The 25,704-nt window shown below is 71.4% G+C and carries 18 protein-coding genes and 2 pseudogenes; 11 read left to right on the top strand and 9 right to left on the bottom strand.

Translation table 11 applies throughout. The features are described from left to right. The first annotated feature begins 29 nt into the window (after window positions 1–29). Complete coding sequence (locus ACIP5W_RS33555) at window positions 30–242, top strand: hypothetical protein (protein ID WP_401481479.1); 213 nt, start codon at window positions 30–32, stop codon at window positions 240–242. 912 nt (window positions 243–1,154) lie between these two features. Here the strand turns inward: ACIP5W_RS33555 and ACIP5W_RS33550 are convergent. The 7 genes and pseudogenes from ACIP5W_RS33550 to ACIP5W_RS33520 form a co-directional block, all read right to left on the bottom strand. Beyond that, window positions 1,155–1,960: pseudogene (locus tag ACIP5W_RS33550) on the bottom strand (IS5 family transposase). 93 nt (window positions 1,961–2,053) lie between these two features. Then, complete coding sequence (locus ACIP5W_RS33545; protein WP_401481478.1) at window positions 2,054–2,416, bottom strand: hypothetical protein; 363 nt, start codon at window positions 2,414–2,416, stop codon at window positions 2,054–2,056. Continuing rightward, entirely contained in the window at window positions 2,413–7,173 is a 4,761-nt protein-coding gene (locus ACIP5W_RS33540; protein ID WP_401481476.1) for a putative T7SS-secreted protein, read from the bottom strand. Before ACIP5W_RS33540 ends, ACIP5W_RS33545 begins: the two co-directional genes overlap by 4 nt. Before the next feature lie 2 nt (window positions 7,174–7,175). Further along, entirely contained in the window at window positions 7,176–7,841 is a 666-nt protein-coding gene (locus tag ACIP5W_RS33535; RefSeq protein WP_401481474.1) for a hypothetical protein, read from the bottom strand. Continuing rightward, window positions 7,838–8,254, bottom strand: a complete 417-nt coding sequence (locus ACIP5W_RS33530) for a hypothetical protein (RefSeq protein ID WP_401481472.1) — start codon at window positions 8,252–8,254, stop codon at window positions 7,838–7,840. The genes ACIP5W_RS33535 and ACIP5W_RS33530 overlap by 4 nt, the downstream gene beginning before the upstream one ends. Window positions 8,255–8,929: 675 nt before the next feature. Next, window positions 8,930–11,155, bottom strand: a complete 2,226-nt coding sequence (gene katG, locus ACIP5W_RS33525; protein WP_401481470.1) for a catalase/peroxidase HPI — start codon at window positions 11,153–11,155, stop codon at window positions 8,930–8,932. A gap of 104 nt (window positions 11,156–11,259) precedes the next feature. Further along, window positions 11,260–11,700 (bottom strand): Fur family transcriptional regulator, encoded by a 441-nt coding sequence (locus tag ACIP5W_RS33520; protein ID WP_401481468.1) that lies wholly within the window; start codon window positions 11,698–11,700, stop codon window positions 11,260–11,262. A gap of 482 nt (window positions 11,701–12,182) precedes the next feature. Here ACIP5W_RS33520 and ACIP5W_RS33515 point away from each other — a divergent pair, with 482 nt between their 5' ends. The 8 genes and pseudogenes from ACIP5W_RS33515 (at window position 12,183) to ACIP5W_RS33480 (ending at window position 20,538) form a co-directional block, all read left to right on the top strand. Further along, window positions 12,183–12,563 (top strand): cell division protein SepF, encoded by a 381-nt coding sequence (locus ACIP5W_RS33515; protein WP_401481467.1) that lies wholly within the window; start codon window positions 12,183–12,185, stop codon window positions 12,561–12,563. Between the two features lie 76 nt (window positions 12,564–12,639). Continuing rightward, window positions 12,640–12,982 (top strand): annotated as a pseudogene (locus tag ACIP5W_RS33510) (ATP-binding protein); the annotation flags it as partial. A 28-nt stretch (window positions 12,983–13,010) separates the two neighbouring features. Beyond that, window positions 13,011–13,337, top strand: a complete 327-nt coding sequence (locus ACIP5W_RS33505) for a nucleotide pyrophosphohydrolase (RefSeq protein ID WP_363090362.1) — start codon at window positions 13,011–13,013, stop codon at window positions 13,335–13,337. Between the two features lie 257 nt (window positions 13,338–13,594). Next, on the top strand, window positions 13,595–14,056 hold the full coding sequence (locus ACIP5W_RS33500; RefSeq protein WP_401481508.1) for a DUF6099 family protein: 462 nt from the start codon (window positions 13,595–13,597) through the stop codon (window positions 14,054–14,056). Window positions 14,057–14,199: 143 nt separating this feature from the next. Continuing rightward, entirely contained in the window at window positions 14,200–15,123 is a 924-nt protein-coding gene (locus ACIP5W_RS33495; protein ID WP_401481465.1) for an LLM class F420-dependent oxidoreductase, read from the top strand. Window positions 15,124–15,452: 329 nt separating this feature from the next. Next, a complete protein-coding gene (locus ACIP5W_RS33490; RefSeq protein ID WP_401481463.1) occupies window positions 15,453–16,376 on the top strand; it encodes a DUF4232 domain-containing protein in 924 nt (307 codons plus the stop codon). 107 nt (window positions 16,377–16,483) lie between these two features. Next, window positions 16,484–17,953, top strand: coding sequence for a 3' terminal RNA ribose 2'-O-methyltransferase Hen1 (locus ACIP5W_RS33485; RefSeq protein WP_401481461.1), 1,470 nt, complete (start codon window positions 16,484–16,486; stop codon window positions 17,951–17,953). Continuing rightward, window positions 17,950–20,538: a polynucleotide kinase-phosphatase gene (locus ACIP5W_RS33480; RefSeq protein ID WP_401481459.1), complete on the top strand. Its 2,589-nt coding sequence runs from the start codon at window positions 17,950–17,952 to the stop codon at window positions 20,536–20,538. Before ACIP5W_RS33485 ends, ACIP5W_RS33480 begins: the two co-directional genes overlap by 4 nt. Window positions 20,539–20,990: 452 nt before the next feature. Here ACIP5W_RS33480 and ACIP5W_RS33475 read toward each other — a convergent pair whose 3' ends face one another. Together ACIP5W_RS33475 and ACIP5W_RS33470 are read right to left on the bottom strand one after the other, a co-directional pair. Then, window positions 20,991–21,884: a hypothetical protein gene (locus tag ACIP5W_RS33475; protein ID WP_401481457.1), complete on the bottom strand. Its 894-nt coding sequence runs from the start codon at window positions 21,882–21,884 to the stop codon at window positions 20,991–20,993. Further along, entirely contained in the window at window positions 21,881–22,945 is a 1,065-nt protein-coding gene (locus ACIP5W_RS33470; protein WP_401481455.1) for an SPFH domain-containing protein, read from the bottom strand. Before ACIP5W_RS33470 ends, ACIP5W_RS33475 begins: the two co-directional genes overlap by 4 nt. A gap of 140 nt (window positions 22,946–23,085) precedes the next feature. Here ACIP5W_RS33470 and ACIP5W_RS33465 point away from each other — a divergent pair, with 140 nt between their 5' ends. Together ACIP5W_RS33465 and argF are read left to right on the top strand one after the other, a co-directional pair. After that, window positions 23,086–24,309, top strand: a complete 1,224-nt coding sequence (locus tag ACIP5W_RS33465) for an arginine deiminase (protein ID WP_401481453.1) — start codon at window positions 23,086–23,088, stop codon at window positions 24,307–24,309. Between the two features lie 228 nt (window positions 24,310–24,537). Beyond that, window positions 24,538–25,548 carry an ornithine carbamoyltransferase gene (gene argF, locus ACIP5W_RS33460; RefSeq protein ID WP_401481451.1) on the top strand — a complete coding sequence of 337 codons (1,011 nt, stop codon included), beginning with the start codon at window positions 24,538–24,540 and terminating at the stop codon, window positions 25,546–25,548. The last annotated feature ends 156 nt before the right edge of the window (window positions 25,549–25,704 follow it).

Here is a 25,704-nt window from a genome sequence, read left to right as displayed (position 1 = left end):
GTCCTGACGACGCCCTGAAGGAGAACGTGATGAGACTCGTCTGGCTGGCCGCGATCAGTGTGCTCGCCGTCGTGATGGCGGTGTTCACGCCGCACGTGCTGCGCACCGAGTCGACGTGGCAGGCCGCTGCCTGGCTGTTCATGCTCGCCGCCACGCTCACCGGCATCGCCGCACTCATCCGCGCGGAACTGCTGCTCCGCCGCCTCGAGCGAACCCCGGACGGCGGCGTCTCCGAGACCTGATCCGCCTGCCCAGGCTCCCGTGTCCGGGGGCTGACGGAACGCCCGTCCCATCTTCGAAGGGTAAGAACGAACGGGCTCGACAACCTGGTGGCGGTGGTCAGCGCAGCGGCAAGCGCAAGGAGGGCCTGGTCAAGCCGCCGGGGTGGCTGCGGTCGACCGCGTCTGCGCAGGAGGCACCTGGCGGGCCATTCAACGCCCGCAGACGCGCGTCGGGCCGCACCAAGAGGATGCGGCCCGACGCGCGTCTGGTTCGCTGGAGTCAGATCTGCTGCTGGATCAGGTAGAAGGCGAGACCGACGCTGCCGGCGCCGGTGGCGTAGGCGGCGCCACGCAGGGCGTTGTAGATAAGAACTCATAACACGATCTTGCTGGCGCACCAGGGCTGGCCGGGGCACTGTTGGGAGGTTGTCGGTGCCGAGGCCGTTCACGGGCTATGCCGGAGTCATGCTGGGATGAAGCTCGGCCACCAGGGTGGGACATTGCCCGGGCACAACGGGGCGGGGTAGGAGTCCGGCATGCCGAGCCATGTGACAAGGAACCAGGCGAACCACAGGGCGAAGATGAGCCCTGCAGCCAGGGCTGTCCTGCGATGACGTGTTCCGAGGGTGCTGTGCAGGATCACCAACGGAACCGCAGCAGCGATCCATATGAGAGGCGCAAGAACCAGCAAAGTCATGCCATTGGTTACGCCGTTGCCGATGTCACAAGCAGCCCATGCATTCCCTATGGCAGCAGTGGAAACCACTGCGGTCAGTCCACCGAAGAGGACACCGAGGCCAGTTCTTCTGAACCGGCGGCTCGGAGGGCTCGACGGCACGGCTCCCATGATCGTCTCCCCTGCCTCGCCGTAGGTGCGGAGGGTACCAACGTTCTGAAGCAGCCCGCTGGGGCCCTGGCCTGCCCTGACACCGGTCAGTCGTTTTTGGGCTCCCGAAGCCGTCGCCAGCAGATGAGACTGCAGGCCAGGGAGACGAAGGCGTCGTGGAGTTCGGTGCGGCGTTCCCAGCGGACGGCGAGGCGTTTGAACTGGTGGAGCAGAGCGAAGGTCTGCTCGACGACGTAGCGGAGCTTGCCCAGGCCCTTGATGTTCGGTGATCCCTTGCGGGAGATTACGGGCAGGATCCGTCGGCGACGCAACTCGTCGCGGTGGGCATTGGAGTCGTAGCCCTTGTCGCCGAGCAGGGCTTCGGGCCTGCGGCGGGGCCGGCCGGGGCGGCCCGCGACGGGCGGGACGCCGTCGACCAGGGCGAGGGTCTGGGTGACGTCGTTGACGTTGGCCGCAGTCGTGATGACCTTGAGCGGGGTGCCGCGTCCGTCGCAGATCAGGTGGTGTTTGCTGCCCGTTTTCCGCCGGTCGACCGGCGACGGACCGGTGTCGGCGCCCCCTTTTTCGCACGGATGTGAGAGCCGTCCACGCACGCACGTGACCTGTCGAGTTCGCCGGCCGCGTTCAGCTTTGCGAGCAGAACCCGGTGCAGCCGGTCGAAGACTCCTGCTTTCTGTCACCGCTCCAGACGCCGCCAGCAGGTCTGCCCCGAGCCGAACCCCAGCTCCAGGGGCAGGAGTTGCCAGGCTATGTCGTTATAGAGGACGAACAGGACGCCCTGGAGGCAGAGCCGATCTGCCACCGGTCGTGGCCCCGGGGACCGCTCCGGCCACGGCGGCAGCAACGGCTCGATCAGCGCCCACAACTCATCGTCCACGATCCACGGTCGAATACCCACCCCCCCCCGCGAACGGCCGAATCGTCACACCGGTTACGCCCCACCAGCACGCTTCAACAAGATCGTGTTACGAGCTCTTAGTGCTGTCTATTGGAACAGGAGGCGGTCGTGTACCGAGAAGTGGGGAGCCACCTGAATCACCATGGTCCCCGCGCACTCGCCCGTGTGGAAATCGATCGAAATATGCTTGGTTGATTGCTCCGACGTTACCGAAAGGCGTGTGGCGCCTTCACGGAAAGAATCCAACATCTCGATTCCCTGATCGTTCACCCAGCGGATCCTCACCGACCTCGCCAGCGCATCGTAGGAGAAAGCAATGGATTGGCCGGAGGCATCCTCCAGGGTGAGAATCCGCGTGCCGTTCTCGTCCGAATCCGGCCATTCGCCGATGGCCTCGTAAACCTCTTCGTCGTCCGGGGTGAGAAACTCTCGGTACACGTTCACCTTCATTTTCCGGTGTACGGCGGCCAGTGGTCCAGGCTGCCGTGAATGCTGACATTGGGGCCGCTGCCGCGGAAGATGACTGTGGAAAGTCTATGCCCGCCGTCCGGCAGGATCTGCCATGTGCTCTCCACGCCAAGGGCTCCGTGGGGGCCGTGGAGGACGGATTCGGTCACACCGAATTCTCCACTTCCGCCGGGCCACTCCTTGGTGAATGTGCGCCCGAACGGCTGTTGGGACGCCTGCGACAGATGATCGGTGACGTACCGTCGCATCTCCGGAGTGTCCGGTATGCCGATCCGGTGGAGTTGCAGTTCGTTCTGGAGCGCCCTCGGCGAGTTGTGCGAGTCCGGTTTGATGTCCTTGTTGAACAGGTAGTCGAGCTTTCGGGAATCGATCTCCGCGTTTCCTCCCTTGTCTTGATAGGGAGAAAGGCCCAGGGGGTCCGCCCAGGTGTGCGGATTATGGACGTATGTGGCGGGGTTGGGTGCGGGAGTGAGGCCGAGCGGATCTGGGGTGAGATAACGAGCCGTGGCGGGGTCATAGTGCCGGAAGAGATTGTAGTGGAGGCCGGTCTCCGGGTCGTAGTACTGGCCGGGAAAACGGAGAGGCGTGTAGGCGGTGCTGCTCCGGTTCCAGGCGGTGGTGCCCCAGAGGGTGGACCGGGCGCGCCAGACGACGTTCCCGTTCTCGGCGACCAGTTCGGTCGGGGTGCCGACAAGGTCCGTGACGATGGCGAAGAAGCGGCGGTCGATCTCCCTCTCACTCGCTTCGTCGGCGATGATGCGTTCGGTCTGGGTGACAGGAGTCGAGCCGCGCTGGTCCCAGGTGAGTGCGACGATGTTCGGCAGGTCAGGGGAAGCAGTCGTCTGTTCGCACAGGATCATGCCGTCCCAGGTGAACCGGGTTTCCTCCAAGACGCTCTCGCCGTCGTCCGAGAGACGCTGCTTGGCGATGCGGCGACCCAGCGGGTCGTAACGGTATTTCCAAAGGGTGCCGTCCGGAGTGACGACCGAGGTGAGGCGGCTCTCACCGTCCCATGCGTAGCGCCAGGTCTGCGGTTTGTGAGACAGACAGGTCCGCTGCTTGAGGATCACACGCCCCAGGCGGTCATGTTCGAAGCGGCTGTCGCCAGCACGGGTGATCTTGGTGCCGGTGTACGTGCGAGGGCCGGTTGTCCCGTGACCTGGATGCGTAGAGGGCCAGGAAGCTTCGGTTTGGTTGCCAACCAGGTCATAGGCGTAGCGCTCCGTCCACCTATGGGCGTTGACGGCGGTGACACGGCCGGCATCGTCGAGCTCGAACGACCGGGTGCCGGACAGCTGATCGGTCACAGAGGTGAGGTGACCGTCGGCACGGTAGGTGTACGTACGGCTGCTCAGGGCCTGTTCACCGGCTGTGAGGTACTGGGCGGTGAGTCTGCCGGCTTCGTCCCGGACGGACGACAGACTCATCGTGTCGCCGTAGGAGCGCGACACTTCACGGTCTGCGGCGTCATGGGTGAAGCCGATCTGATGGCCGCTCGCGGTCATCAGATCGAGGCGGCCTGCCCGGTCGTAGGCATACGTGGTGACATGGCCGGTCGGAGTCACGCGTCGAGTCCGGCGGCCGAGTGCATCGTGCACGTAGGTGATGGCGCGGCCGTCGACGAGTTCGGTCTTGAGCAGGCCACGCCGGTCGTACTGGCGGATCAGGTCGCCGTCCGGGCCGGATGCCTGCAAGAGACGTCCCGACGCGTCATAGGCGTATGTAGTGGTCCTGCCTCCGGCTTCCTTCCTGATCATTCGGCCGAGTTGGTCGTGTTCCAGCTTGAGAACGCCGCCGAGAGCGTCGGTCCGGGACATCAGTTGCCCTGCGGCATCGAGGTGGTAACTGAGGGTTCGGCCGTCGAAGTCGGTTTCCGACACGAGGCGGTCCGCCGCGTCGTACGTGTATGTCCAGCAGAGTCCCTGGGGGTTGATGACCCGAGTGAGACGCAGGTTGGCGTCGTGCTCGAACTCGTACCGTGAGCCGTCCGGCTGGACGCGGGTGGAGAGCAGGTCGAAGTGGGTGTACTCGAAGCGGGAGATGCCACCGGACGCGTCGGTGTGGGTGAGGCAGTTGCCCTCGCCGTCGTAGGTCCATGACTCGGTGGCGCCGTCGGGGCCGGTGCGCCGGGCGAGCTGCCCGTCGGCGTGCCACTCCAGGAGGGTGACGCCGCCCGTCGGATCGGTGACCCGGACCGGCCTGCCGAGGCCGTCCCGCTGCGTGCGGGTGACGGCGCCGCCGGGACCGGTCACCTCCACGGGCAGCCCGGCCGCGTCGCACACCGCACGTGTCGTGGCTCCGAGGGCGTCGGTGACGGAGGTGAGCCGGCCGGCGTCGTCGTAGGTGTAGCGGGTGGTGGAGCCGGCCTGGTCGGTGACCGAGGTGCGGTTGCCGCGTTCGTCGTACGCGTGGACCATGCGGGTGCCGTCCGGTGCGACGACCTCCACCGGCAGGCCGAACGGGCCGCGCACGGTGCGCAGTTCGCTTCCGTCGGGGCGGGTGGCGGAGACGACCCGGCCGGCGTCGTCGTAGCTGAAGGCGGTGGTGCGGCCCAGCGGGTCGGTGCGGGTGAGGACGTTGCCGCGGGCGTCGTGGGTGAAGCGGGTGGTGTGGCCGAGGGGGTCCGTGGTGGCGATCACCCGGGAGTGCTGGTCGATGAGGTGGCGGGTGGCGTGGCCGCCGGCGGTGGTGAGGGTGGTGGTGCGGTGGCCGGTGGCGGGGTCGGGTCCGGTGTAGGCGAGGGTGATCTGGACGTGGCCGGCCTCGCCGCCCTCGGCGATGACGCGGTCGTGGTCGTCGTAGAGGTAGTCGTAGCGGCTGCCGTTGGAGTCGATCCAGGCGATGACGCGGTGGCGGTCGTCGTGGAGGAAGGTGGTGGTGGCGCCGGAGGGTTTGGTGACGGTGGTGAGGTCGCCGTCCTGGTAGCCGTAGCTCATCAGGGGCAGGTCCGTGCCGTCGTCGCCCGCGCCGGCCAGGGACAGGGCGGTGACCAGGCCGTCGGCGGTGGTCAGCTTCACCCGGTGGCCCGCCGAGTGGACCAGGGCCAGGGGCAGGCCGTCCTCGGCGCGGTCGACGGTGACCGTGTGGCCGTTGCGTTCGGTGACGGTGGAGAGCCAGGCGGTGTCGTCGTCGCCCGGTTCGGTGCCGGGCGGGGCGGTGAAGCGGCGGACCAGGCCGGTGTCGGGGTCGGTGAGGGTGTAGTCGCCGTCGGTCTCGCGGGTCAGCAGGGTGCGGGCCCTGCCCGACTCCGGTGTGGTGGGCACGCCGGGGACCGGGTGCGGGTAGGTGATCAGCAGTCCGTCGGCGGTGACGTGCAGGACACCGACGGCGTCGACCTGGAGGCGCTCGTCGACGGTGGACGTCCAGGCGGGTCCCAGGAAGCGGCCGGCCGTGCAGCCGGACTCGGTGCGGCGGGTGAAGACCAGCGGCAGGATGCCGGGGATCTCCAGGTCGGTCTGGGGCAGGAACATCCGGCCCGAGGCGAGGTCGACGGGGTCGGTGCCGTCGGTGGTGCGTTCGCCGTCGGGGCGGTTGTGGGTGCCGTCGGGGGCGTCGTCGACCAGCCGGCGCAGCCGTGCGGCGTCGGCGGCATCCTCGGCGATGCGGATGCCCTTCACCGCGGCGCCGCCGCCACCGGTGGCCGCGGTCAGCGCCAGGTCGGGGATGAGCCGGCCGAAGCCCTCGGCCGGGTCCTTCATGAAGTCGCCGATCATCTGCTTGCCGGTGCCGACGGGATCGTTGGCGGCAACCACCAGTCCCGCGGCCAGGCTGTTCAGGGACGTGGCGTACTCGGCCGGGTGCGTGATGTTGTACGGGTCCATCGGGTTGACGCTGCGGACGAAGTTGAGCAGTCCGGCCGTGCCCTTGATGATGCCGCCGCCGACGTGATCGCCCATGATCTGCAGTTCCTGCAGCCCGTCGCCCAGCTGCTCGGCGTACGACGGCTTCTTCGGGGCCATGTCGCGGGCGGCGCGCACCGCCGTGCGGGCGGTCTCCGCGGCCGAGTTCCGCTGCGTGCGGGCCTCGGCGAGGATGTCCTGGGCCTCCTTCATCAGCTTCTTGCCGGGGTCGTCGAACGTCGCCGCGGGCTTGGGCGGCAGCGAGGCCGGGTCGCGCTTGTCCGCGGGCTGGGCGTTGAGGCGGTCGACGGCACTGTTGTAGTCGTCGACCTTCTTGCGGTGGGCGTCGGCGGCGTCCTTCGAGGCCTTGACGCCCTCCTTCCACTTGTCGATCGCCGTCTGCGCCTGCCCCTGCGCCCAGGTGACGGTGTCGGCGAACGCGTCCAGCGCGCCGACGGCCTTCGCGCAGGCGTCGGCGGCGTTGTACCACTTGGGCGGCTGGGTGCTCACCGCGGTGCGCAGCGCGTCGGCCGTCTCGCCCTTGAGCCGGGACGGGTCCATGCCCTTGAGGCCGTCGCCGGTGCCGTCGAAGGCCTTCTGGAAGGCGCGGAGCTTCTCGGCGGTGGCGGTGATCCTGCCGGGGCTGCCGTGGATCAGCTTGGTCTTGTCCTCGGTCTGCCCGAGGTCCATCTCGTCGACCTCGGCGCCCAGCCGGTTGGCCACCGAACGGGACTGCTCGCGCACCCAGTCCGCGCCGGACTCCCAGCCGACGTCGTCCAGCCGGTCGGCGGTCCAGTTGCCCGCGTCCTCGACCCGGTTGCCCACCCACTCGACGCCGTCCTCGACCACGTCCTCGACCGAGTCGGGCGTGATGTCGCTGATGAAGTCGCCGATGCCCACGGTCAGTTCCCCCCGGAATCGCCCTGCTGCTGTGACTGTTGTTCCTGCGCGGCGCGTTCCTCCGGCGACGGGCCGAAGGTGTCGTCCAGCGCCTGGTTCCACCGGTCGTCGGAGATGCCGAGCGCGTCGTTGAGCATCTCCGACTGCTGACCGCCCCGGCCCTCGGTGAGGACGGTGCGGCCGGTGTCCTTCCAGGTCTGCTCCATCTCCTCACCGGCCTTGTCCCACGACTCGGCACTCCAGTCGGGGTTCAGGTAGTCCGGTGTGAAGATGTCGCCCCAGTTCTGCTTGGCGATCTCCTCCTCGCCGGCGTGCGGGTTGCCGCCGAACAGGGAGTTGGCGCCCACCTTGAGCGTGCCCGCCACGTACTGGTCGTGCTCCCACAGGGTGCCCGCCGCCAGCCCGAGGCGGTTCGCGAGCTCGCCGGCGTCGTGCACCAGCGCCCGCACCCCCCACTCCCAGCGCTCGCAGAAGTCCTCGAAGTCGACCGAGAGGCCGTGGTGCCCGGCCTCCATCCCGGTCATCGCCAGCTCCGAGAACCCCTTTCCCATGATCGAGCCTGTGGAGCCGCCGAGGTCACCGAGCTGGTCGATCGTCGCGCCCACGCCCTGCGTGAACTTCGCGACGGACGCCTTGTCGAGATTGAGGTCCGTACCGTCCCCGCTCACGACCGCGCCCCCTCTCCCGCCGTACCGGCGTCGACGGCGACCGCGTCCGGGACGATGCCGACGACCGGCGGGAAGAACATCGACCCGTCCTCGGTGGCGATGTCGACGGCGAGACCGGCCGGCTCGTCCAGGGCGGGCACGATCTCGTCGACGATGCGCGCGCCCAGCAGCGCCGCGTACTCCATCGGCCGGTCACCGGGCCCGTGCCGCAGCGCGAACCGGGCCAGTGCCGTCTCGTCGGTGAACCCGCAGATCCACCGCACCCCGCCCGAACGCACCGACCACAGACCGCCGTCGGCCACCGGCACCAGAAGCACCGAGCGCCGCATCTCACCGACCAGGGCACGGGGATCGTCCCCTCCCCTTCTCCGCTCGGCGATCCGCTCGGCAAGTGCCGCCCCGGGCTGCTGCACGGTTCCTCCCTGGTCGTGGGTGACTGATGGCACCGTAGAACAGGACGCGCGGTATGACGGAGTCGGTTCTTGTGAAGGTACCGAGGCCGCGGAGGGGAACCGGCTCGTACCGGCTCGGGCGGGTCCCCGCCGTGCCGAGCCGGGCGTACCGGGCACGCATCCTGCCCGCGGCTCCCGCGTTCAGCAACCGGTCCACGGCGCCGGTGGAGTTCGTGGAGCCGACGGGGCCGGATGCCCAGGGCTGCCGCAGGGCGGCGAGGTGCCGCTCCTGTTCGGCGCTCGGCGCGGGGGACCGGCCGGCGTCGCGTCCGACCAGGTCGTACCGGCGGCCCTCCATGCTCGGGCGAAGGGTCGCGAAGCGGGTGAGGCGTCCGCTCGCCCTGACGGGAGCCTGACGGGAGCGGTCCGGAAGACGATCCCCGACGCCCGGTCGTGCGCACGCAGTCCGGTGGGAGCCGGGACGAGCGTGACCGGCTCGCAGAGCGCCCCCGCCACGGACCGCGGCGCCGGTGGACGATCTCGGCGTGCTGTCGCTGCTCACGCACGCGGCACATCAGGGCACGGAGGGGATCCGCCGCCTCGTACCGGGGGCGGTGCCGCTCGATCCCGGCCCCGGGGCGGACGAGGACGGCCGGGCCGCCCCGAGGGGAGCGGCCCGGCCGGTGTGCGGGAAGGTCAGACCAGGTCGAAGCGGTCCAGGTCGGAGACCTTGACCCAGGCGTCGACGAAGTCCTTGACGAACTTCTCCTTCGCGTCGTCGCTCGCGTAGACCTCCGCCAGCGCGCGCAGCTCGGAGTTCGAGCCGAAGACGAGGTCGGCACGGGTGCCGGCCCACTTGACCTCGCCGGTGGCGGCGTCACGGCCCTCGAAGGTGCTCTGGTCCTCGGAGGTCGCCTTCCACGTCGTGCCCAGGTCGAGCAGGTTGACGAAGAAGTCGTTGGTCAGGGCGCCGGGCGTGGTGGTGAGGACGCCGAGCTGCGACTGCTGGTGGTTCGCGCCCAGCACGCGCAGGCCGCCGACCAGGACGGTCATCTCGGGGGCGCTCAGGGTCAGCAGGTTGGCCTTGTCGAGCAGCAGGTACTCGGCCGGCAGCCGGTTGCCCTTGCCGACGTAGTTGCGGAACCCGTCGGCGGTCGGCTCCAGCGCGGCGAAGGACTCCGCGTCGGTGTGCTCCTCGGTCGCGTCCACCCGGCCCGGCGTGAACGGCACCTCGACCTCGACGCCGCCCTCCTTCGCGGCCCGCTCGACCGCGGCGGTACCGGCCAGCACGATCAGGTCGGCCAGAGAGACCTGCTTGCCGTCGGTGCGGCCGGAGTTGAAGGACTGCTGGACGCCCTCCAGGGTGCGCAGCACGAGCGCGAGCTGGTCGGGGTCGTTGACCTCCCAGCCGCGCTGCGGCTCCAGACGGATGCGCGCGCCGTTGGCGCCGCCGCGCTTGTCGCTGCCGCGGAACGTCGAGGCCGACGCCCAGGCGGTGGAGACCAGCTGCGAAACCGTCAGGCCCGAGGCGAGGATCTGCTCCTTCAGACCGGCGATGTCGTCGGCGTCGATCAGCTCGTACGTCCGCTCCGGCAGCGGGTCCTGCCACAGCAGGGTCTCCTCCGGGACCTCCGGGCCGAGGTACAGCGACTTCGGGCCCATGTCGCGGTGGGTCAGCTTGTACCAGGCGCGGGCGAAGGCGTCCGCGAACTGGTCGGGGTTCTCGTAGAAGCGGCGCGAGATCTGCTCGTAGACCGGGTCGAAGCGCAGCGCCAGGTCGGTGGTGAGCATGGTCGGAAGGTGCTTCTTCGACGCGTCGTGGGCGTCGGGGATGATGGCCTCGGCGTCCTTGGCCACCCACTGCTTGGCGCCGGCCGGGGACTCGGTCAGCTCGTACTCGAACTCGAACAGGTTCTTGAAGAAGCCGTTGCTCCACTGCGTCGGCGTGGCGGTCCAGGTGACCTCGAGGCCGGACGTGATGGTGTCGCCGCCCTTGCCGGTGCCGTAGGTGCTCTTCCAGCCGAGGCCCTGTTCCGCGAGGGAGGCGGCCTCGGGGTCGTCGCCGACGTGGTCGGCGGGGCCCGCGCCGTGGGTCTTGCCGAAGGTGTGGCCGCCGGCGATCAGCGCGACGGTCTCCTCGTCGTTCATGGCCATGCGGCGGAACGTCTCACGGATGTCGCGGGCCGCGGCCAGCGGGTCCGGGTTGCCGTTCGGGCCCTCGGGGTTGACGTAGATGAGGCCCATCTGGACGGCGCCGAGCGGGTTCTCCAGCTCGCGGTCACCGGTGTAGCGCCGGTCGTCGAGCCAGGTGGTCTCGGGACCCCAGTACACGTCCTCCTCGGGCTCCCAGACGTCCTCGCGGCCGCCGCCGAAGCCGAAGGTCTCGAAGCCCATCTGCTCCAGCGCCACGTTGCCGGTGAGGACCATCAGGTCGGCCCAGGAGAGGCTCTGGCCGTACTTCTTCTTGACCGGCCACAGCAGTCGGCGGGCCTTGTCCAGGTTGGCGTTGTCCGGCCAGCTGTTGAGCGGGGCGAAGCGCTGCTGGCCGGCGCCGGCGCCGCCGCGGCCGTCGCTGATGCGGTAGGTGCCGGCGCTGTGCCAGGCCATCCGGATCATCAGCGGGCCGTAGTTGCCGAAGTCGGCCGGCCACCAGTCCTGCGAGGTCGTCAGCACCTCGGCGATGTCCTGCTTCACGGCCGCGAGGTCGAGGGCCTTGAACGCCTCGGCGTAGTCGAACTCCTCACCGAGCGGGTTGGCCACGGCCGGGTTCTTGGCGAGGATCTTGACATTGAGGCGTTCCGGCCACCACTGGCGGTTTCCGCCGCCCTGGGTCGGGTGCAGGGCGCGCCCGTGCGCGACCGGGCAGCCGCCGGCCTCCTCCGCCTTCGGTTCCGTGACGATCGCGTCGTGGTTCTCGGTCATTGGGGGGTTCCTTCCGAACTGCGTGGATCACGGGGCTCGGCTGCCGCGTGGATCAGTGGATCGGGTGGATCGGTACATCGGTGGTACATCGGTACATCGGTGGATCAGGTGGTCGACGGGGCCCTGGAGCAGTCGGGGCAGAGCCCCCAGTAGATGACCTCGGCCTCGTCGACGGAGAAGCCGCGGTGGTCGGAGGCGGTCAGACAGGGGGCGTGGCCGACCGCGCAGTCGACGTCGGCGATGGCACCGCAGGAGCGGCACACGAGGTGGTGGTGGTTGTCCCCGACACGGCCCTCGAACCGGGCGGGGCTGCCCGGCGGCTCGAGACGCCGCAGGAGACCGGCCGCGGTGAGCGCGTGCAGCGCCTCGTACACGGCTTGCAGCGATATGTGGCCCACGCGGTCACGGACGCCCGCGGCTATCGCCTCGACCCCGAGGTGGTCGCCTTCGCGCACGGTGTCGAGCAGCGCGACACGGGCGGCCGTCACCCGCAGGCCGGCACCGCGCAGCTCCTCCGCCGTGGACGGGATCCCGGGTGCGGTCATGGACACCAACCTACCCCCACAAACACGAACGGTTCAAGAAATGGAATTGATCCAATTCTGAGTCGCGTCGTGTCGTGATCATGGTGTGCGTGTCATGGCGTGCGCAAGGAGTCACGGGTGAACGTGTCGTGCGCGAGGTGACCGCGGCGGGTTCCGGGGCTGGTGCAGAAGCGAACGGGCGCCGGGAGGGGGCGGCGCGGCGGTCGCCGTCCGGATGGTTCCGGGGAGGGCGTACGGGGTCGGCCGGCTTCGCCGGGCCGGTGCCACCGGCGTGATTCCCGTCAAGTACGTGGCAGGGGAAGGCGATCGGGGCCGGTGAACGAGGTGTTCGCGGAGGTGAAGGCTGCGCCGTGAGGCGGCCGGGAAGCGGTTCGGCGGCTTCCGCTGCTGTCGCGGCCCGTGTCGGTGTTGGGCTGAACGGGTGACTTGGCGTAAGAATGGCTGGTGCAGGCAGTGAAAGCGAGTCAGTTCGGGGGGTGCCGGTGAACCGTTACGACGTCACCGATGAACAGTGGGAAGGGCTCGCTCAGGTCGTTCCGTTGCGCGGCCGGGACGCCTGGCCGTCGGCGGTGGGCCACCGCGCGCTGCCGGACGCGGCGACGGAGACCCGGCGGCGTTTCGTCGTCCTGCGGGTCAGCGTCTTCGCGGACGCGCGCGAGGTCGCCGAGACCCTGATGGCCGGCATTCCGGTGCTGCTCGATCTGAGCAGCGCGGAGACCGACGTCGCCAAGCGGGTCCTGGACTTCTCCACCGGCGTGGTCTTCGGCCTCGCCAGCGGCATGCACCGGGTCGACCGCAACGTCTTCCTGCTGACCCCGCCGGGCACCGAGGTGAGCGGACTCATGGAGGACGCGGGAGTGTGAGCCCGGCGCCGGGTGCGAGAGCGTGAGAGGAGCGGGGCGCGGAAGTGTGCGCCGGGTGCCGGGTGCCGGGTGCCGGGTGCCGGGTGCGCCGGGCGGGGACGGCGGCCCGCCCCTCCCGCCCGGCCCCACCGAGCTGCGGCTCTCCGCCTTCGCCCGGCATCGGAGAGCCGTTTATCCGCTGGGCCCGGTCACGCTCTTCGCCGGGCCTGGCGGCAGTGCGAAGACGAGCGCGCTGCGGGCGTACGAGGCGCCGGCCCGGCTCGCGGGCGGGCGTGTGTGCGGTCGGGGAGGCGTTCGCGGACCCGGTCGCCTGCCTGCCGGACCGGGGCAGGCCCGACGCCCGGCGCCGGCGCGGCTTCCGCATCGGATGCGCGCCCCGTCCGCACGGGTTCCGGACGGCTGCTGGGCGGCGGGGACCGCCGGAGTGACGGTGGTACACCTGGAGCCGTGACAGAACATCTCGACGTGGCGAAGCTGCAGCGCAGGCTGGCCGAGTTCGCGGCGGCCCGGAACTGGCAGCCCTACCACACCCCCAAGAACCTCGTCTCCGCGCTCAGTGTGGAGGCCTCCGAACTGGTGGAGATCTTCCAGTGGTTGACGCCGGAGGAGTCGGCGCGCGTGATGGACGACCCGGACAGCGCGCACCGGGTGACGGACGAGGTCGCCGACGTCCTCGCGTATCTGCTGCAACTGTGCGAGGTGCTCGGCATCGATCCACTGGCCGCACTCGACGCGAAGATCGACCGCAACGAGCGGAGATTTCCGGCGCCGTGACCGGCCCCGCGCAGGCGGCGGGGCGGACGCCGGGGCGGGCCGGTCACGGCGCCGGGGTCACCGGCCGACCGGCCGGCCGACCAGTGGAACCCTGCCCTCCGTTATCACTCTTCGTGAGCACTTCGGAGTCCGACACTGATTTGTTGTCCACAGATTTCGGTCTTCCTCTGGCTTTTCGTCCCATCACACTTCACTCTGGGTAGTGATGAGGTGACGTGGACGTGCGCGGAGCACGTCGGGACAGACGGGGGCGCCCCATGGACGCGGTGCGGCTCATCCTGACGAACAGCCGGGCTCTCGCGGGCAGCGACGGCGGGAGACGGACCCTGACCGAGGTGTGGCAGGCGCAGGCCCTGGCCCAGGCGATCGGCAGTCGCCTCGCGGTCTCCGGTCCACCCGAACTGCGGGGCGAGGCGCTGAGGTTGACCGAACTGGCGGGCCGGGGCTGCGGGGTGCTGGACACCCCGGACCTCGACCCGGGTGACCTGCTCGCCGCCCGGCTCACCGAGCTGGACGACGCCCGCGAAACCCTCCTCCGCCTGGGCGGCCTGCTCGGCGAGGTCGGCATCGCCCTCGTCGGCGTCGCCAGTTCGGCGGCCGACGAGGGGACGTACTGGCAGTGCATGGAGGCCATCGACGCTGCGGACGAGTCGAGGGACCGGGTCCTGGAGATGCTGCGCAAGCTGGCGGCACGGGAAGGGGCGCTGCGGGAGGGGTGACCCCGCGAAGGGGCGGGCGCCGCCGGTGCACCTGACGTGCCGGCCCTTCATGCCACCCTCGGACGGGACGGACGGGGCGGACGGGACGGACGGTGCAGGAGGGGCTGCCGAGGTCGACGAGGTTTCTCGTGCAGGATGGAGGTATGGACCTCCGCATCTTCACCGAGCCCCAGCAGGGCGCCACCTACGACACGCTCCTCACGGTGGCGAAGGCCACCGAAGACCTCGGTTTCGACGCCTTCTTCCGCTCCGACCACTACCTGAAGATGGGTGACGTGGACGGCCTGCCCGGCCCCACCGATGCCTGGATCACCCTCGCCGGCCTCGCCCGGGAGACCAGGCACATCCGGCTCGGCACGCTCATGACCGCCGCCACCTTCCGGCTGCCCGGCGTCCTCGCCATCCAGGTCGCCCAGGTGGACCAGATGTCCGGCGGCCGCGTCGAACTCGGCCTGGGCGCCGGCTGGTTCGCCGAGGAGCACGCCGCGTACGGCATCCCGTTCCCGAAGGAGAAGTTCGGCCGCCTGGAGGAGCAGCTCGAGATCGTCACGGGCCTGTGGGCGACGGACGCCGACCGGACCTTCGACTTCCAGGGCGAGTACTACCAGCTCAAGGACTCGCCCGCGCTGCCCAAGCCCGCCCAGGCGAAGATCCCCGTGCTCATCGGCGGTCACGGGGCGACCCGTACGCCCCGGCTGGCCGCCCGTTACGCCGACGAGTTCAACATGCCGTTCAGTTCGGTCCAGGACACCGAGCGGCAGTTCGGCCGGGTCCGGGCCGCCGCGGAGAAGGCGGGGCGCGCACCCGGCGCGATCACCTACTCCAACGCCCTCGTGGTGTGCGTCGGCAAGGACGACCAGGAGGTCGCCCGCCGTGCCGCCGCGATCGGCCGCGAGGTCGACGAGCTGAAGGAGAACGGCCTGGCGGGCACCCCGGCCGAGGTCGTCGAGAAGATCGGACGCTACGCCGAGATCGGCTCCACGCGCCTCTATCTCCAGGTCCTCGACCTGCACGACCTGGACCACCTGGAGCTGATCTCCGCCCAGGTCCAGTCGCAGCTGCCGTAACGACGCCGCACGCCTCGCGTGTTCCCGGCGCCGTGCGCACACGTCGCGTGCCGCACAAGCCGGACGCACACGTCGCGTACCGCGCACGCCGCACGCCGCACGCCGCACGCCGCACGCCGTGCGCCCCGCGCCCCGGACTCCCGGGTCTCGGACAACGATGTCCGGCGCCCGGACCGCGACGGCGCGCGGGCACCCGCACCCCGGACTCCCGGGTCTCGGACAACGATGTCCGAGGCCCGGAAGGCGACGGCGGACACTGTGACAGCCCTGTGACCGGAATTATGGCCTCCATCACACTCGCCGGGGCCTCCCCCTGATGAGGTGGCCGGATGCGCGGACCCACCCCCCTCCTCCCGGCCCTCGCCGCCGTCCTGCTGCTCTCGGCGTGCGGAACGCAGCGCGCCGACACCGGGAGCACCGGCCTCGGTGCGGGCACCCCCTTACCCGGCGCCCGGATGACCGACCCGGGCATCGACGGGGTCCGGATCACCTCGGTGACCGTCCCGTCGCCCTCCCCGTCCCCCCGGCGCAGCCTGTCGGTCACCGCCGACCGGCTGCCCACCGGCTCCGGCATCTCCGCCGCCTACGAGGTCACCAACCAGGGCTCCGAGGCGATGACGTACACGATCCTCGTCGACTTCACCGACGACGCCGGTGAGGTCATGGGCAACCAGCGCGAGACCGTGCGCGCGGTCGGCCCCGGAAAGACCGTCCGCGGCACCGTCCCCCTGGGCGTCATGGTGCCGGGATCCTCGCGGGTGACGCGGGCCGAGGTCGCCGACGTCACCAAGGTGCCCGCGGCCGAGGCGCCGGCCGAGGCGGGCGACTGCCCGTCCTCGGGGATCCGGGTCACCGCCGACCAGGGCGACGCGGCGATGGGCCTGCGCGTGGTGGGCCTGCACCTGGAGAACTGCGGACCGCGCGACTACACCGTCCACGGCTATCCGCTGCTGGAACTGCTGGACGACGACCACGAGCCGGTCGACGGCGTCGAGATCCTCGAGGGCAGCGGCGAGATCACCACCGGGGCCGGGCCCGACGAGGCGCCCGAGCCCGTCACCCTGAAGCCGGGCGAGACGGCGAGGGCGGGTCTGGTGTGGCGCAACACCACCGACTTCGGCACACCGGTGAACGTCCCTTACGTCCGGGTCCGGGCCAGGGCGGGCGCCCCACCGGTCGTCGTGACGCCCGGACTCGACCTCGGCACCACCGGAAAGCTCGGTGTCCGGCCGTGGAAACGGGCGGCGGAGTAGCGCGGAGAAATCCCGGGTGCCCGTGCACCGACCTCTGTACGTTGGAGAGGCGTGCAGGCGCATCACCAGCGCTTTCGCTCCTTCCGAACCTTTTCGAGGCGACCACCGTGTTCCTGACGATCACCACCACCGGCACCCCCGAACGCCCCGCCACCGACCTGGGCTTCCTGCTGCACAAGCACCCCGACAACGCGCAGGCGTTCTCGACCTCGTACGGCACGGCGCACGTCCTCTACCCCGAGGCGGAGGCCGAACGCTGCACGGCGGCGCTGCTGCTGGAGGTGGACGCCGTGGCGCTGGTCCGCCGGGGCAAGGGCAAGGGCCGCGGTGGCGCCCCCGACGCGGCGCTCGCCCAGTACGTCAACGACCGCCCGTACGCGGCCTCCTCGCTGCTCGCCGTCGCGCTGAGCGGCGTCTTCTCCAGCGCCATGCGGGGCGTGTGCGCGGCGAAGCCCGAACTCCCCTCGCAGCCGAGGCCCTTGCGCGTCGAGGTGCCCGCGCTGCCCGCGCGCGGCGGCCCCGGCCTCGTGCAGCGCCTCTTCGAGCCGCTCGGCTGGACGGTGACCGCCGAACCGGTCGCGCTGGACGCGGAGTTCCCCGACTGGGGCGACTCGCGGTACGTGCGTCTCGTGCTGGAGTCCGAGGCGCTGACCCTCGCCGAGGCCCTGCGGCACCTGTACGTCCTGCTGCCCGTCCTCGACGACGCCAAGCACTACTGGGTGTCCCCCGACGAGGTCGACAAGCTGCTGCGCGCCGGGGAGGGCTGGCTGCCCGGCCACCCCGAGCAGAAGCTCATCACCAGCCGTTACCTGTCGCGCCGCTGGTCGCTGACCCGGCAGGCGATGGAACGCCTGGAACTGGTGCGGCTCGCCGAGACCGACGACACCGCGGTCGAGGAGATCGACAACGCCGTCGAGGCGGAGGCGGAGGCGGAGGAGAAGCCGACCCCGCTCGCCGTGCAGCGCCGGGACGCGATCATCGCCGCGCTGGGCGAGTCCGGCGCCGCCCGGGTCCTCGACCTGGGCTGCGGACAGGGCCAGTTGGTGCAGGCACTGCTGAAGGACCCGCGGTTCACGGAGATCGTCGGCGTCGACGTGTCGATGCGCGCGCTGACCATCGCCTCCCGGCGGCTGAAGCTGGACCGGATGGGCGAGCGGCAGGCCTCCCGCGTCCAGCTGCTGCAGGGCTCGCTCGCCTACACCGACACCCGGCTCAAGGGCTATGACGCGGCCGTGCTCAGCGAGGTCGTCGAGCACCTCGACCTGCCGCGGCTGCCCGCCCTGGAGTACGCGGTGTTCGGCTCGGCCCGCCCCCGCACGGTCCTCGTGACCACCCCGAACGTCGAGTACAACGTCCGCTGGGAAACCCTCCCGGCCGGCCACGTCCGGCACGGCGACCACCGCTTCGAGTGGACCCGCGAGGAGTTCCGCACCTGGGCCGGCGCGGTGGCCGAACGGCACGGCTACGCCGTGGAGTTCACGCCCGTCGGACCGGAGGACCCCGAGGTCGGACCGCCGACCCAGATGGCCGTGTTCACCCTGCGGACCACGAACGAGAAGGAGGCGAAGGCAGCATGACCGACACACGGGCGACCACCGGGCAGGGCCGCGTCCTGCCCGTCACCGACCTCTCCCTCGTCGTGCTGATCGGCGCGTCCGGGTCGGGCAAGTCCACCTTCGCCCGGCGGCACTTCAAGCCCACCGAGGTCCTCTCCTCCGACTTCTGCCGCGGCCTGGTCGCCGACGACGAGAACGACCAGAGCGCCTCGCGGGACGCCTTCGACGTCCTGCACCACATCGCCGGCAAGCGCCTCGCGGCGGGCCGGCGCACGGTCGTCGACGCGACCAGCGTGCAGCAGGACGCCCGGCGCCGGCTGATCGACCTGGCCCGGCAGTACGACGTGCTGCCCATCGCGATCGTGCTGGACGTGCCGGAGGAGGTGTGCGCCGAACGCAACGCGGCCCGTGCCGACCGCGCCGACATGCCCCGCCGGGTCGTCCAGCGCCACACCCGCGAACTGCGCCGCTCGCTGCGGCACCTGGAACGCGAGGGCTTCCGCAAGGTGCACGTCCTGCGGGGCGTGGCGGACGTCGAGAACGCCACCGTCGTCACCGAGAAGCGCTTCAACGACCTGACCCACCTCACCGGCCCCTTCGACATCGTCGGCGACATCCACGGCTGCGCCGCCGAACTGGAGTCGCTGCTCGGCAAGCTCGGCTACGTCGACGGCGTGCACCCGGAGGGCCGCCGTGCCGTCTTCGTCGGCGACCTCGTCGACCGCGGCCCCGACAGCCCCGGCGTGCTGCGCCGCGTGATGGCGATGGTCAAATCGGGCAACGCGCTGTGCGTGCCCGGCAACCACGAGAACAAGTACGGCCGTCACCTGCGCGGCCGCAGGGTCCGGCCCACTCACGGCCTCGCCGAGACCATCGAGCAGATGGAGCGCGAGAGCGAGGAGTTCCGCGCCGAGGTGCGGGAGTTCCTCGACGGGCTCGTCAGCCACTACGTCCTCGACGGCGGCAGGCTGGTGGTGTGCCACGCCGGCCTGCCCGAGAAGTACCACGGCCGCACCTCGGGCCGGGTCCGCTCGCACGCCCTGTACGGCGACACCACCGGCGAGACCGACGAGTTCGGCCTGCCGGTGCGCTACCCGTGGGCGGAGGACTACCGGGGCCGGGCCGCGGTCGTCTACGGCCACACCCCGGTCCCGGAGGCGAGCTGGCTCAACAACACCATCTGCCTGGACACCGGTGCCGTGTTCGGCGGCAGGCTGACCGCGCTGCGCTGGCCGGAGCGGGAGCTGGTCGACGTACCGGCCGAGCGGGTCTGGTACGAGCCGGTGAAGCCGTTGCGGTCCGAGGCGCCGGGCGGGCACGACGGACGTCCGCTGGATCTGAAGGACGTGCACGGCCGGCGGGTGGTCGAGACCCGGCACGCGGGACGGGTGTCCGTGCGCGAGGAGAACGCAGCGGCGGCCCTGGAGGTCATGAGCCGGTTCGCCGTCGACCCGCGCCTGCTGCCCTACCTGCCGCCCACCATGGCGCCGACGGCGACCAGCCGCGTCGAGGGGTACCTGGAGCACCCGGCGGAGGCGTTCGCGCAGTACGCCGAGGACGGTGTGGCGCGGGTCGTGTGCGAGGAGAAGCACATGGGTTCGCGGGCGGTGGTCCTGGTGTGCCGGGACGCGGAGACGGCGCGCAGGCGCTTCGGCGTCGGGGGCACCTCCCCCTCGAGCACGGCCGGGAGCGGGGGAGGCCCCACGGGCTCGCTCTACACCCGCACCGGCCGCCCGTTCTTCGACGACGAGTCGGTCACCGAGAAGATCCTCGACCGGGTCCGCACGGCGGTCGGCGAGGCCGGTCTCTGGGACGAACTCGACACGGACTGGCTGCTGCTGGACGCGGAGCTGATGCCGTGGTCGCTGAAGGCGGCCGGGCTGCTGCGCTCGCAGTACGCGGCGGTCGGCGCCGCGTCCGGCGCCGTCTTCCCGGGCGCCCTGGCCGCCCTGGAGGGCGCGGCGGCGCGCGGGGTCGACGTCGAGGACCTGCTGTCCCGGCAGCGCGAACGCGCGTCGGACGCGGCCGCGTTCACCGAGGCGTACCGCCGCTACTGCTGGAGCACGGACGGTCTGGACGGGGTCCGTCTGGCGCCGTTCCAGCTCCTCGCCGTCCAGGGGCGCAGCCTTGCCGCCCTGCCCCACGACGGACAACTGGCCCTGCTGGACCGGCTGGTGGAGCACGACGGCACCGGTCTGCTCCGGACGACCCGGCGCCTGTACGTCGACACGGCCGACCCCGAGTCGGTGCGGGCCGGCGTCGACTGGTGGCTGGAGATGACGGAGCGCGGCGGTGAGGGCATGGTCGTCAAGCCGCTGGGGGCGCTGGTGCGCAGCCGGGCGGGCCGCCTGGTCCAGCCGGGCATCAAGTGCCGGGGACGCGAGTACCTGCGGATCATCTACGGCCCGGAGTACACCCGCCCCGACAACCTCGCCCGGCTGCGGCAGCGCTTCCTGAACCACAAGCGCTCCCTGGCGGTCCGCGAGTACGCCCTCGGCCTGGAGGCCCTGGACCGGCTGGCGGAGGGCGAGCCCCTGTGGCGCGTGCACGAGGCGGTCTTCGGCGTGCTGGCCCTGGAGTCGGAGCCGGTGGACCCCCGGCTGTGAGGCGCGGGGGCGGCGGGGGGCGGTTCTCGCCCCCGCCGCCCCTCCCCGTCCCGGCCCCGGGGGCCGCGCCCCCGGACCCCCGCACCGGCCCCGGACGGACCACGTCCTCGAACAACGGGCGGGCTGGAAACGAGGGTCCGGAGGGACGGGGTCCGCAGTCACGCGTACAGCCCGACGCCCTGGTCCGGCGGGGTCCGGGACGTCACGGACGCCGGTGGCCCCCGGGGAAGGCCGGGGTGTGGCACGCGGGCCGGGACCAAGTGGCGGGCCGGTTCGGGTGTGCGGGCCGGGACCAAGCGGCCCGCGGGCCGGGCCGGAGGCGAAGGGCGGCGGGGTGCCGGGCCGACGGGTGGGGCGGACCGCGGCGGGGCGCCGGGCCGACGGGTGGGGCGGACCGCGGCGGGGCGCCGGGCCGACGGGCAGGGCGGACCGCGGCGGCGAAGGAGGGGGTGTCAGCGCACCAGCCGCAGCCGCTCCTCGCACACGCCCACCGTCACCCGCTGCCCCCAGGTCAGTTCCACCGCGTCGCTCTCGATGCCGTCGCCGAAGGCGATCAGCCGTTCCGACTCGACGGTCAGGGTCAGCCGGGCGCCGGCCGTGAGTTCGCCCGCGACCAGGGAGGTTCCGGTGGCCGGGGACGGCCAGGCCTCCCGGACGAACCACAGCAGCCGCTGTTCGGACGGGCCCGGCGGGCGCGGGCCGTCGCCGCCGCGCTGCTGCCGGACCGAGCGGATCCAGCCGGTGGCTCCCGTACCGGTGCCGACCAGCACTCCGGAGGAGGCCTGGGCCTCGGCGACACCCCCGTCGCCGTCGAGGCCCAGGCGGTACCGGGCGGTCTGGTGGCCGGCCGCGCCGAGATAGATCTCGTTCAGGGCCACCAGCCGTTGGGTGTCGTCGGCGACGGCCTCGACCATGGTCAGTTCCTCGACGCCCCCGGTGCCGGCCGCCAGCAGCGCCTCGGTGTCGGCGGGCCGGTGGCGGACCAGGACGCCCGGGTTGCGGCCGGGGTCCGTGTCGATGCCCACGACCGGCTGGCCCGACAGGTACTTGGCGACGTTCGCCACCAGCCCGTCCTGGCCGACCACGATCACCACGTCCTCGGGCGCGAACAGGAAACGGTCCAGGTCCCGCCGTTCGACCCGGCTCTGACGCCAGGTCAGGGGGATCGCCGCCGTCACCCGGGCCAGCGCGCGCCGGGTGGCGCGGTGGCGTTCGGCGATCTCCTCGATGTCCCGGCCCCGCGAGGAGAGGAAGAAGGCGGCCTGGCCGTGCGTGCCGTGCCGGGCCACCAACTCCTCGTACTCCGTGGTGCGGTGGACCAGCACGGCCCGCGGGGCGAGACTCACTGCGGTGCTCCCAGCCTGGCCAGCAGCCCGGTCAGCACGTCGGGCGAGACGGTCAGGCTGTCGATGTGCGGCAGGTTCTCCGCGAGCCGGGTGCCGGTGAGGGCGTGCAGGGTGGCGACGTCGACGTCCGCGTGCACCCGGAGCCAGGCCGCCTGGGCCTGCGCCCGCGCCTCGCCCACCTCACGGGCCGCCTCCGCCTCCGCGCGGGCGAGCCGCAGCGAGCGGGTCGCCTCCGCGTCGCCGAGGGCCACGGCACGGGCCGCCTCCGCCTCCGCCAGCCGGACCAGGCGGGCGGCCTCCGCCTCGGCGCGCACCTTGTCGGCCGCCGCGTCCTCCTCGGCCCCGCGGCGCGCGTTGGTACCGCGCTGGTCGACCAACTGCTCCTCGCGCCGGGCGAGTTCGATCCGGCTGGCGAGTTCGTTCTCGGCGATCGTGCGCTCCCGCTCGACGGCCACCGCCCGCCGCTCGTACGTCGCCCGGTCGGCCTCCTGCTGGATCTGCTCGCGCGCCGGGGTGCGCAGCGCCCGCTCCACCTCGGGTTCCGGCCGCAGCGCCACCACGCGTACGGCGACGATCTCGATGCCGGTGGCGGGCAGCCGGGGCTCCGCCGCGAGCCCGGCCGCGACCCGCTCGCGCACCGCCGTCACCCCGTCGACCAGCGCCGCCGACAGCGGCGTGCGGGCGAGCACGTCCAGCGCGTGCTGCTGGGCCGTCTCGGTCAGCAGGGTGCCGAGCTGCTCCAGGGGAGCGCCGCGCCAGGCCCCGGTGTCGGGGTCGATCGAGAAGTCGAGACGGGCGGCGGCGAGCGCCGGGTCGCCGACCCGGTAGGTCACGGTCGCCTGGACGGCCACATCCTGGAAGTCGGCCGTACGGGCGTGGAAGGTCATGGCCAGTTCACGGTCGTCCACCGGGACCTCGGAGAGCGCGGCGGTCAGCGGGCGGAACCAGAAGCTGAGCCCCGTACCGTCGTGCGCCAGTCTGCCGGAGCGGTGGTGGCGGATGTGCGCCGTCGGAGCGCCCCGCAGGTGGCGCCACCCCAGGCGCCGGGTGATGTCGGCCACGGGATCCCCCTCGGTCGGACTGTTTTCGTCACCAGGACGATAAATGGAAGATCCGCTTGTCGTCAAGAGGACGAGAACAAGCTGGTACGGAATCGGGCCGGGGGCGGGTGAAGGCGGGTCCCGGTGGTCAGGATGGAGGCATGGGATTCCACGTCGACTCCGAGGCCGGGCGGCTGCGCCGCGTCATCCTGCACCGGCCCGATCTCGAGCTCAAAAGGCTCACCCCCAGCAACAAGGACGCCCTCCTCTTCGACGACGTGCTGTGGGTGCGGCGGGCGCGCGCCGAGCACGACGGCTTCGCGGACGTGCTGCGCGACCGCGGCGTCGACGTCCACCTCTTCGGCGACCTGCTCACCGAGGCCCTGGAGATCCCGGCGGCCCGAGCGCTCGTCCTGGACCGGGTCTTCGACGAGAAGGAGTACGGGGTGCTCGCCACCGACCACCTCCGCGCGGCCTTCGAGAACCTGCCCGCGCCCGCACTGGCGGAGGTCCTCGTCGGCGGCATGACTAAGCGGGAGTTCCTCGACGCGCACCCCGAGCCGACCTCCGTGCGCTTCCACGTCATGGAGCTCGACGACTTCCTCCTCGGTCCCCTCCCCAACCACCTCTTCACCCGTGACACCTCCGCCTGGATCTACGACGGCGTCTCCATCAACGCCATGCGCTGGCCGGCCCGCCGTCGGGAGACCGTGCACTTCGAGGCGATCTACCGCCACCACCCCCTCTTCCGTGCCGAGGAGTTCCACCTCTGGTCCGAGGGGCAGGCCGACTACCCCTCCACCATCGAGGGCGGGGACGTCCTCGTCATCGGCAACGGCGCCGTCCTCATCGGCATGAGCGAGCGCACCACCCCGCAGGCCGTCGAGATGCTCGCCCACAAGCTGTTCGCGGCGGGCTCGGCCGCCACGATCGTCGCCCTCGACATGCCGAAGCGGCGCGCGTTCATGCACCTCGACACCGTGATGACGATGGTCGACGGCGACACCTTCACCCAGTACGCCGGCCTCGGCATGCTCCGCTCGTACACCATCGAGCCCGGCGTCGGCGAGAAGGAGCTCAAGGTCACCGACCACCCGCCGGAGCACATGCACCGCGCGATCGCCGCCGCCCTCGGCCTCAGCGAGATCCGCGTCCTCACCGCCACCCAGGACGTGCACGCCGCCGAACGCGAGCAGTGGGACGACGGCTGCAACGTCCTGGCCGTCGAGCCGGGCGTCGTCGTCGCCTACGAGCGCAACGCCACCACCAACACCCATCTGCGCAAGCAGGGCATCGAGGTCATAGAGATCCCGGGCAGCGAGCTGGGGCGGGGGAGGGGCGGGCCGCGCTGCATGAGCTGCCCGGTGGAGCGGGGGCCGGTGTAGCCGAGGGCGTGCGGGCCGGTGCGGGCCGGCGTGCTCCCGGTGCGGTCCCGGCGTGGTCCCGGTGCGGTCCCGGTGGGAAGTCCGCGGGAAGCCGATGGGGAGCGGGACAGGGATGTATATAAATGCCTAACGTCGTATAGACTTCCAATCCCCTGTCATTGAGACCGTCAATGAACGCGTCAGCGAACCTGCCGCGGAACCTGTTCACCGCACCTCTGGAGCGCCCCCATGGCGACAGTCCCGACCGCCCTCGCCGGCCGCCACCTCCTCAAGGAGCTGGATCTCACCCAGGAGGAGTTCCGCGGGCTGATCGAGCTGGCCGCCGAGCTGAAGGCCGCCAAGAAGGCCGGGACCGAGACGCGGTACCTCACCGGCCGCAACATCGCCCTGATCTTCGAGAAGACCTCCACGCGCACCCGCTGCGCGTTCGAGGTCGCCGCCGCCGACCAGGGCGCCTCCACCACGTACCTCGACCCGAGCGGCTCGCAGATCGGCCACAAGGAGTCCGTGAAGGACACCGCGCGCGTGCTCGGCCGGATGTACGACGGCATCCAGTACCGCGGCGACAGCCAGGACAAGGTCGAGGAGCTGGCCGCGTACGCCGGCGTGCCCGTCTACAACGGCCTCACCGACGACTGGCACCCCACCCAGATGCTCGCCGACGTGCTCACCATGACCGAGCACACCGACCGGCCGCTGCACGAGATCACCCTCGCCTACCTCGGCGACGCCCGCTTCAACATGGGCAACTCCTACCTGGTCACCGGCGCCCTGCTCGGCATGGACGTGCGCATCGTCGCCCCCAAGTCCTACTGGCCCGCCCAGGAGGTCGTCGACCGCGCCCGCGAACTGGCCGAGGCCGGCGGCGCGCGCGTCACGCTCACCGAGTCGCTCGCCGAGGGCGTGCGCGGCGCCGACTTCGTCGCCACCGACGTGTGGGTCTCCATGGGGGAGCCCAAGGAGGTCTGGGACGAGCGGATCGAGGCCCTCGCCCCATACGCCGTGACCATGGACGTCCTGCGCGCCACCGGCAATCCGGACGTCAAGTTCCTGCACTGCCTGCCCGCCTTCCACGACCTCGGCACCAAGGTCGGCCGCGAGATCCACGACCGGCACGGTCTGGACTCGCTGGAGGTGACCGACGAGGTCTTCGAGTCCGCGCACTCCGTCGTCTTCGACGAGGCCGAGAACCGGCTGCACACCATCAAGGCCGTCCTGGTGGCGACGCTGGCCCGGTAGGGCCGCGGCGGTGCGCCGGCCGCGAGGCCGCGGCCATGCCGGCCCGGCCACGGGCCCGTGGCGACGTCGGCCCGAGGGGGCTTACGTGACGCCGGCCCGAGGGGCTACCGCGCCGCCGGCCGCGAGGCTGCGGTGACGCCGGCCGCGAGGCCGCGG

The sequence above is a fragment of the Streptomyces sp. NPDC088766 genome, from assembly GCF_044750845.1.
Lineage (GTDB): Bacteria > Actinomycetota > Actinomycetes > Streptomycetales > Streptomycetaceae > Streptomyces.
The sequence above is the reverse complement of the archived record's forward strand: the minus strand, read 5'-3'. Positions and strand labels throughout refer to the sequence as shown.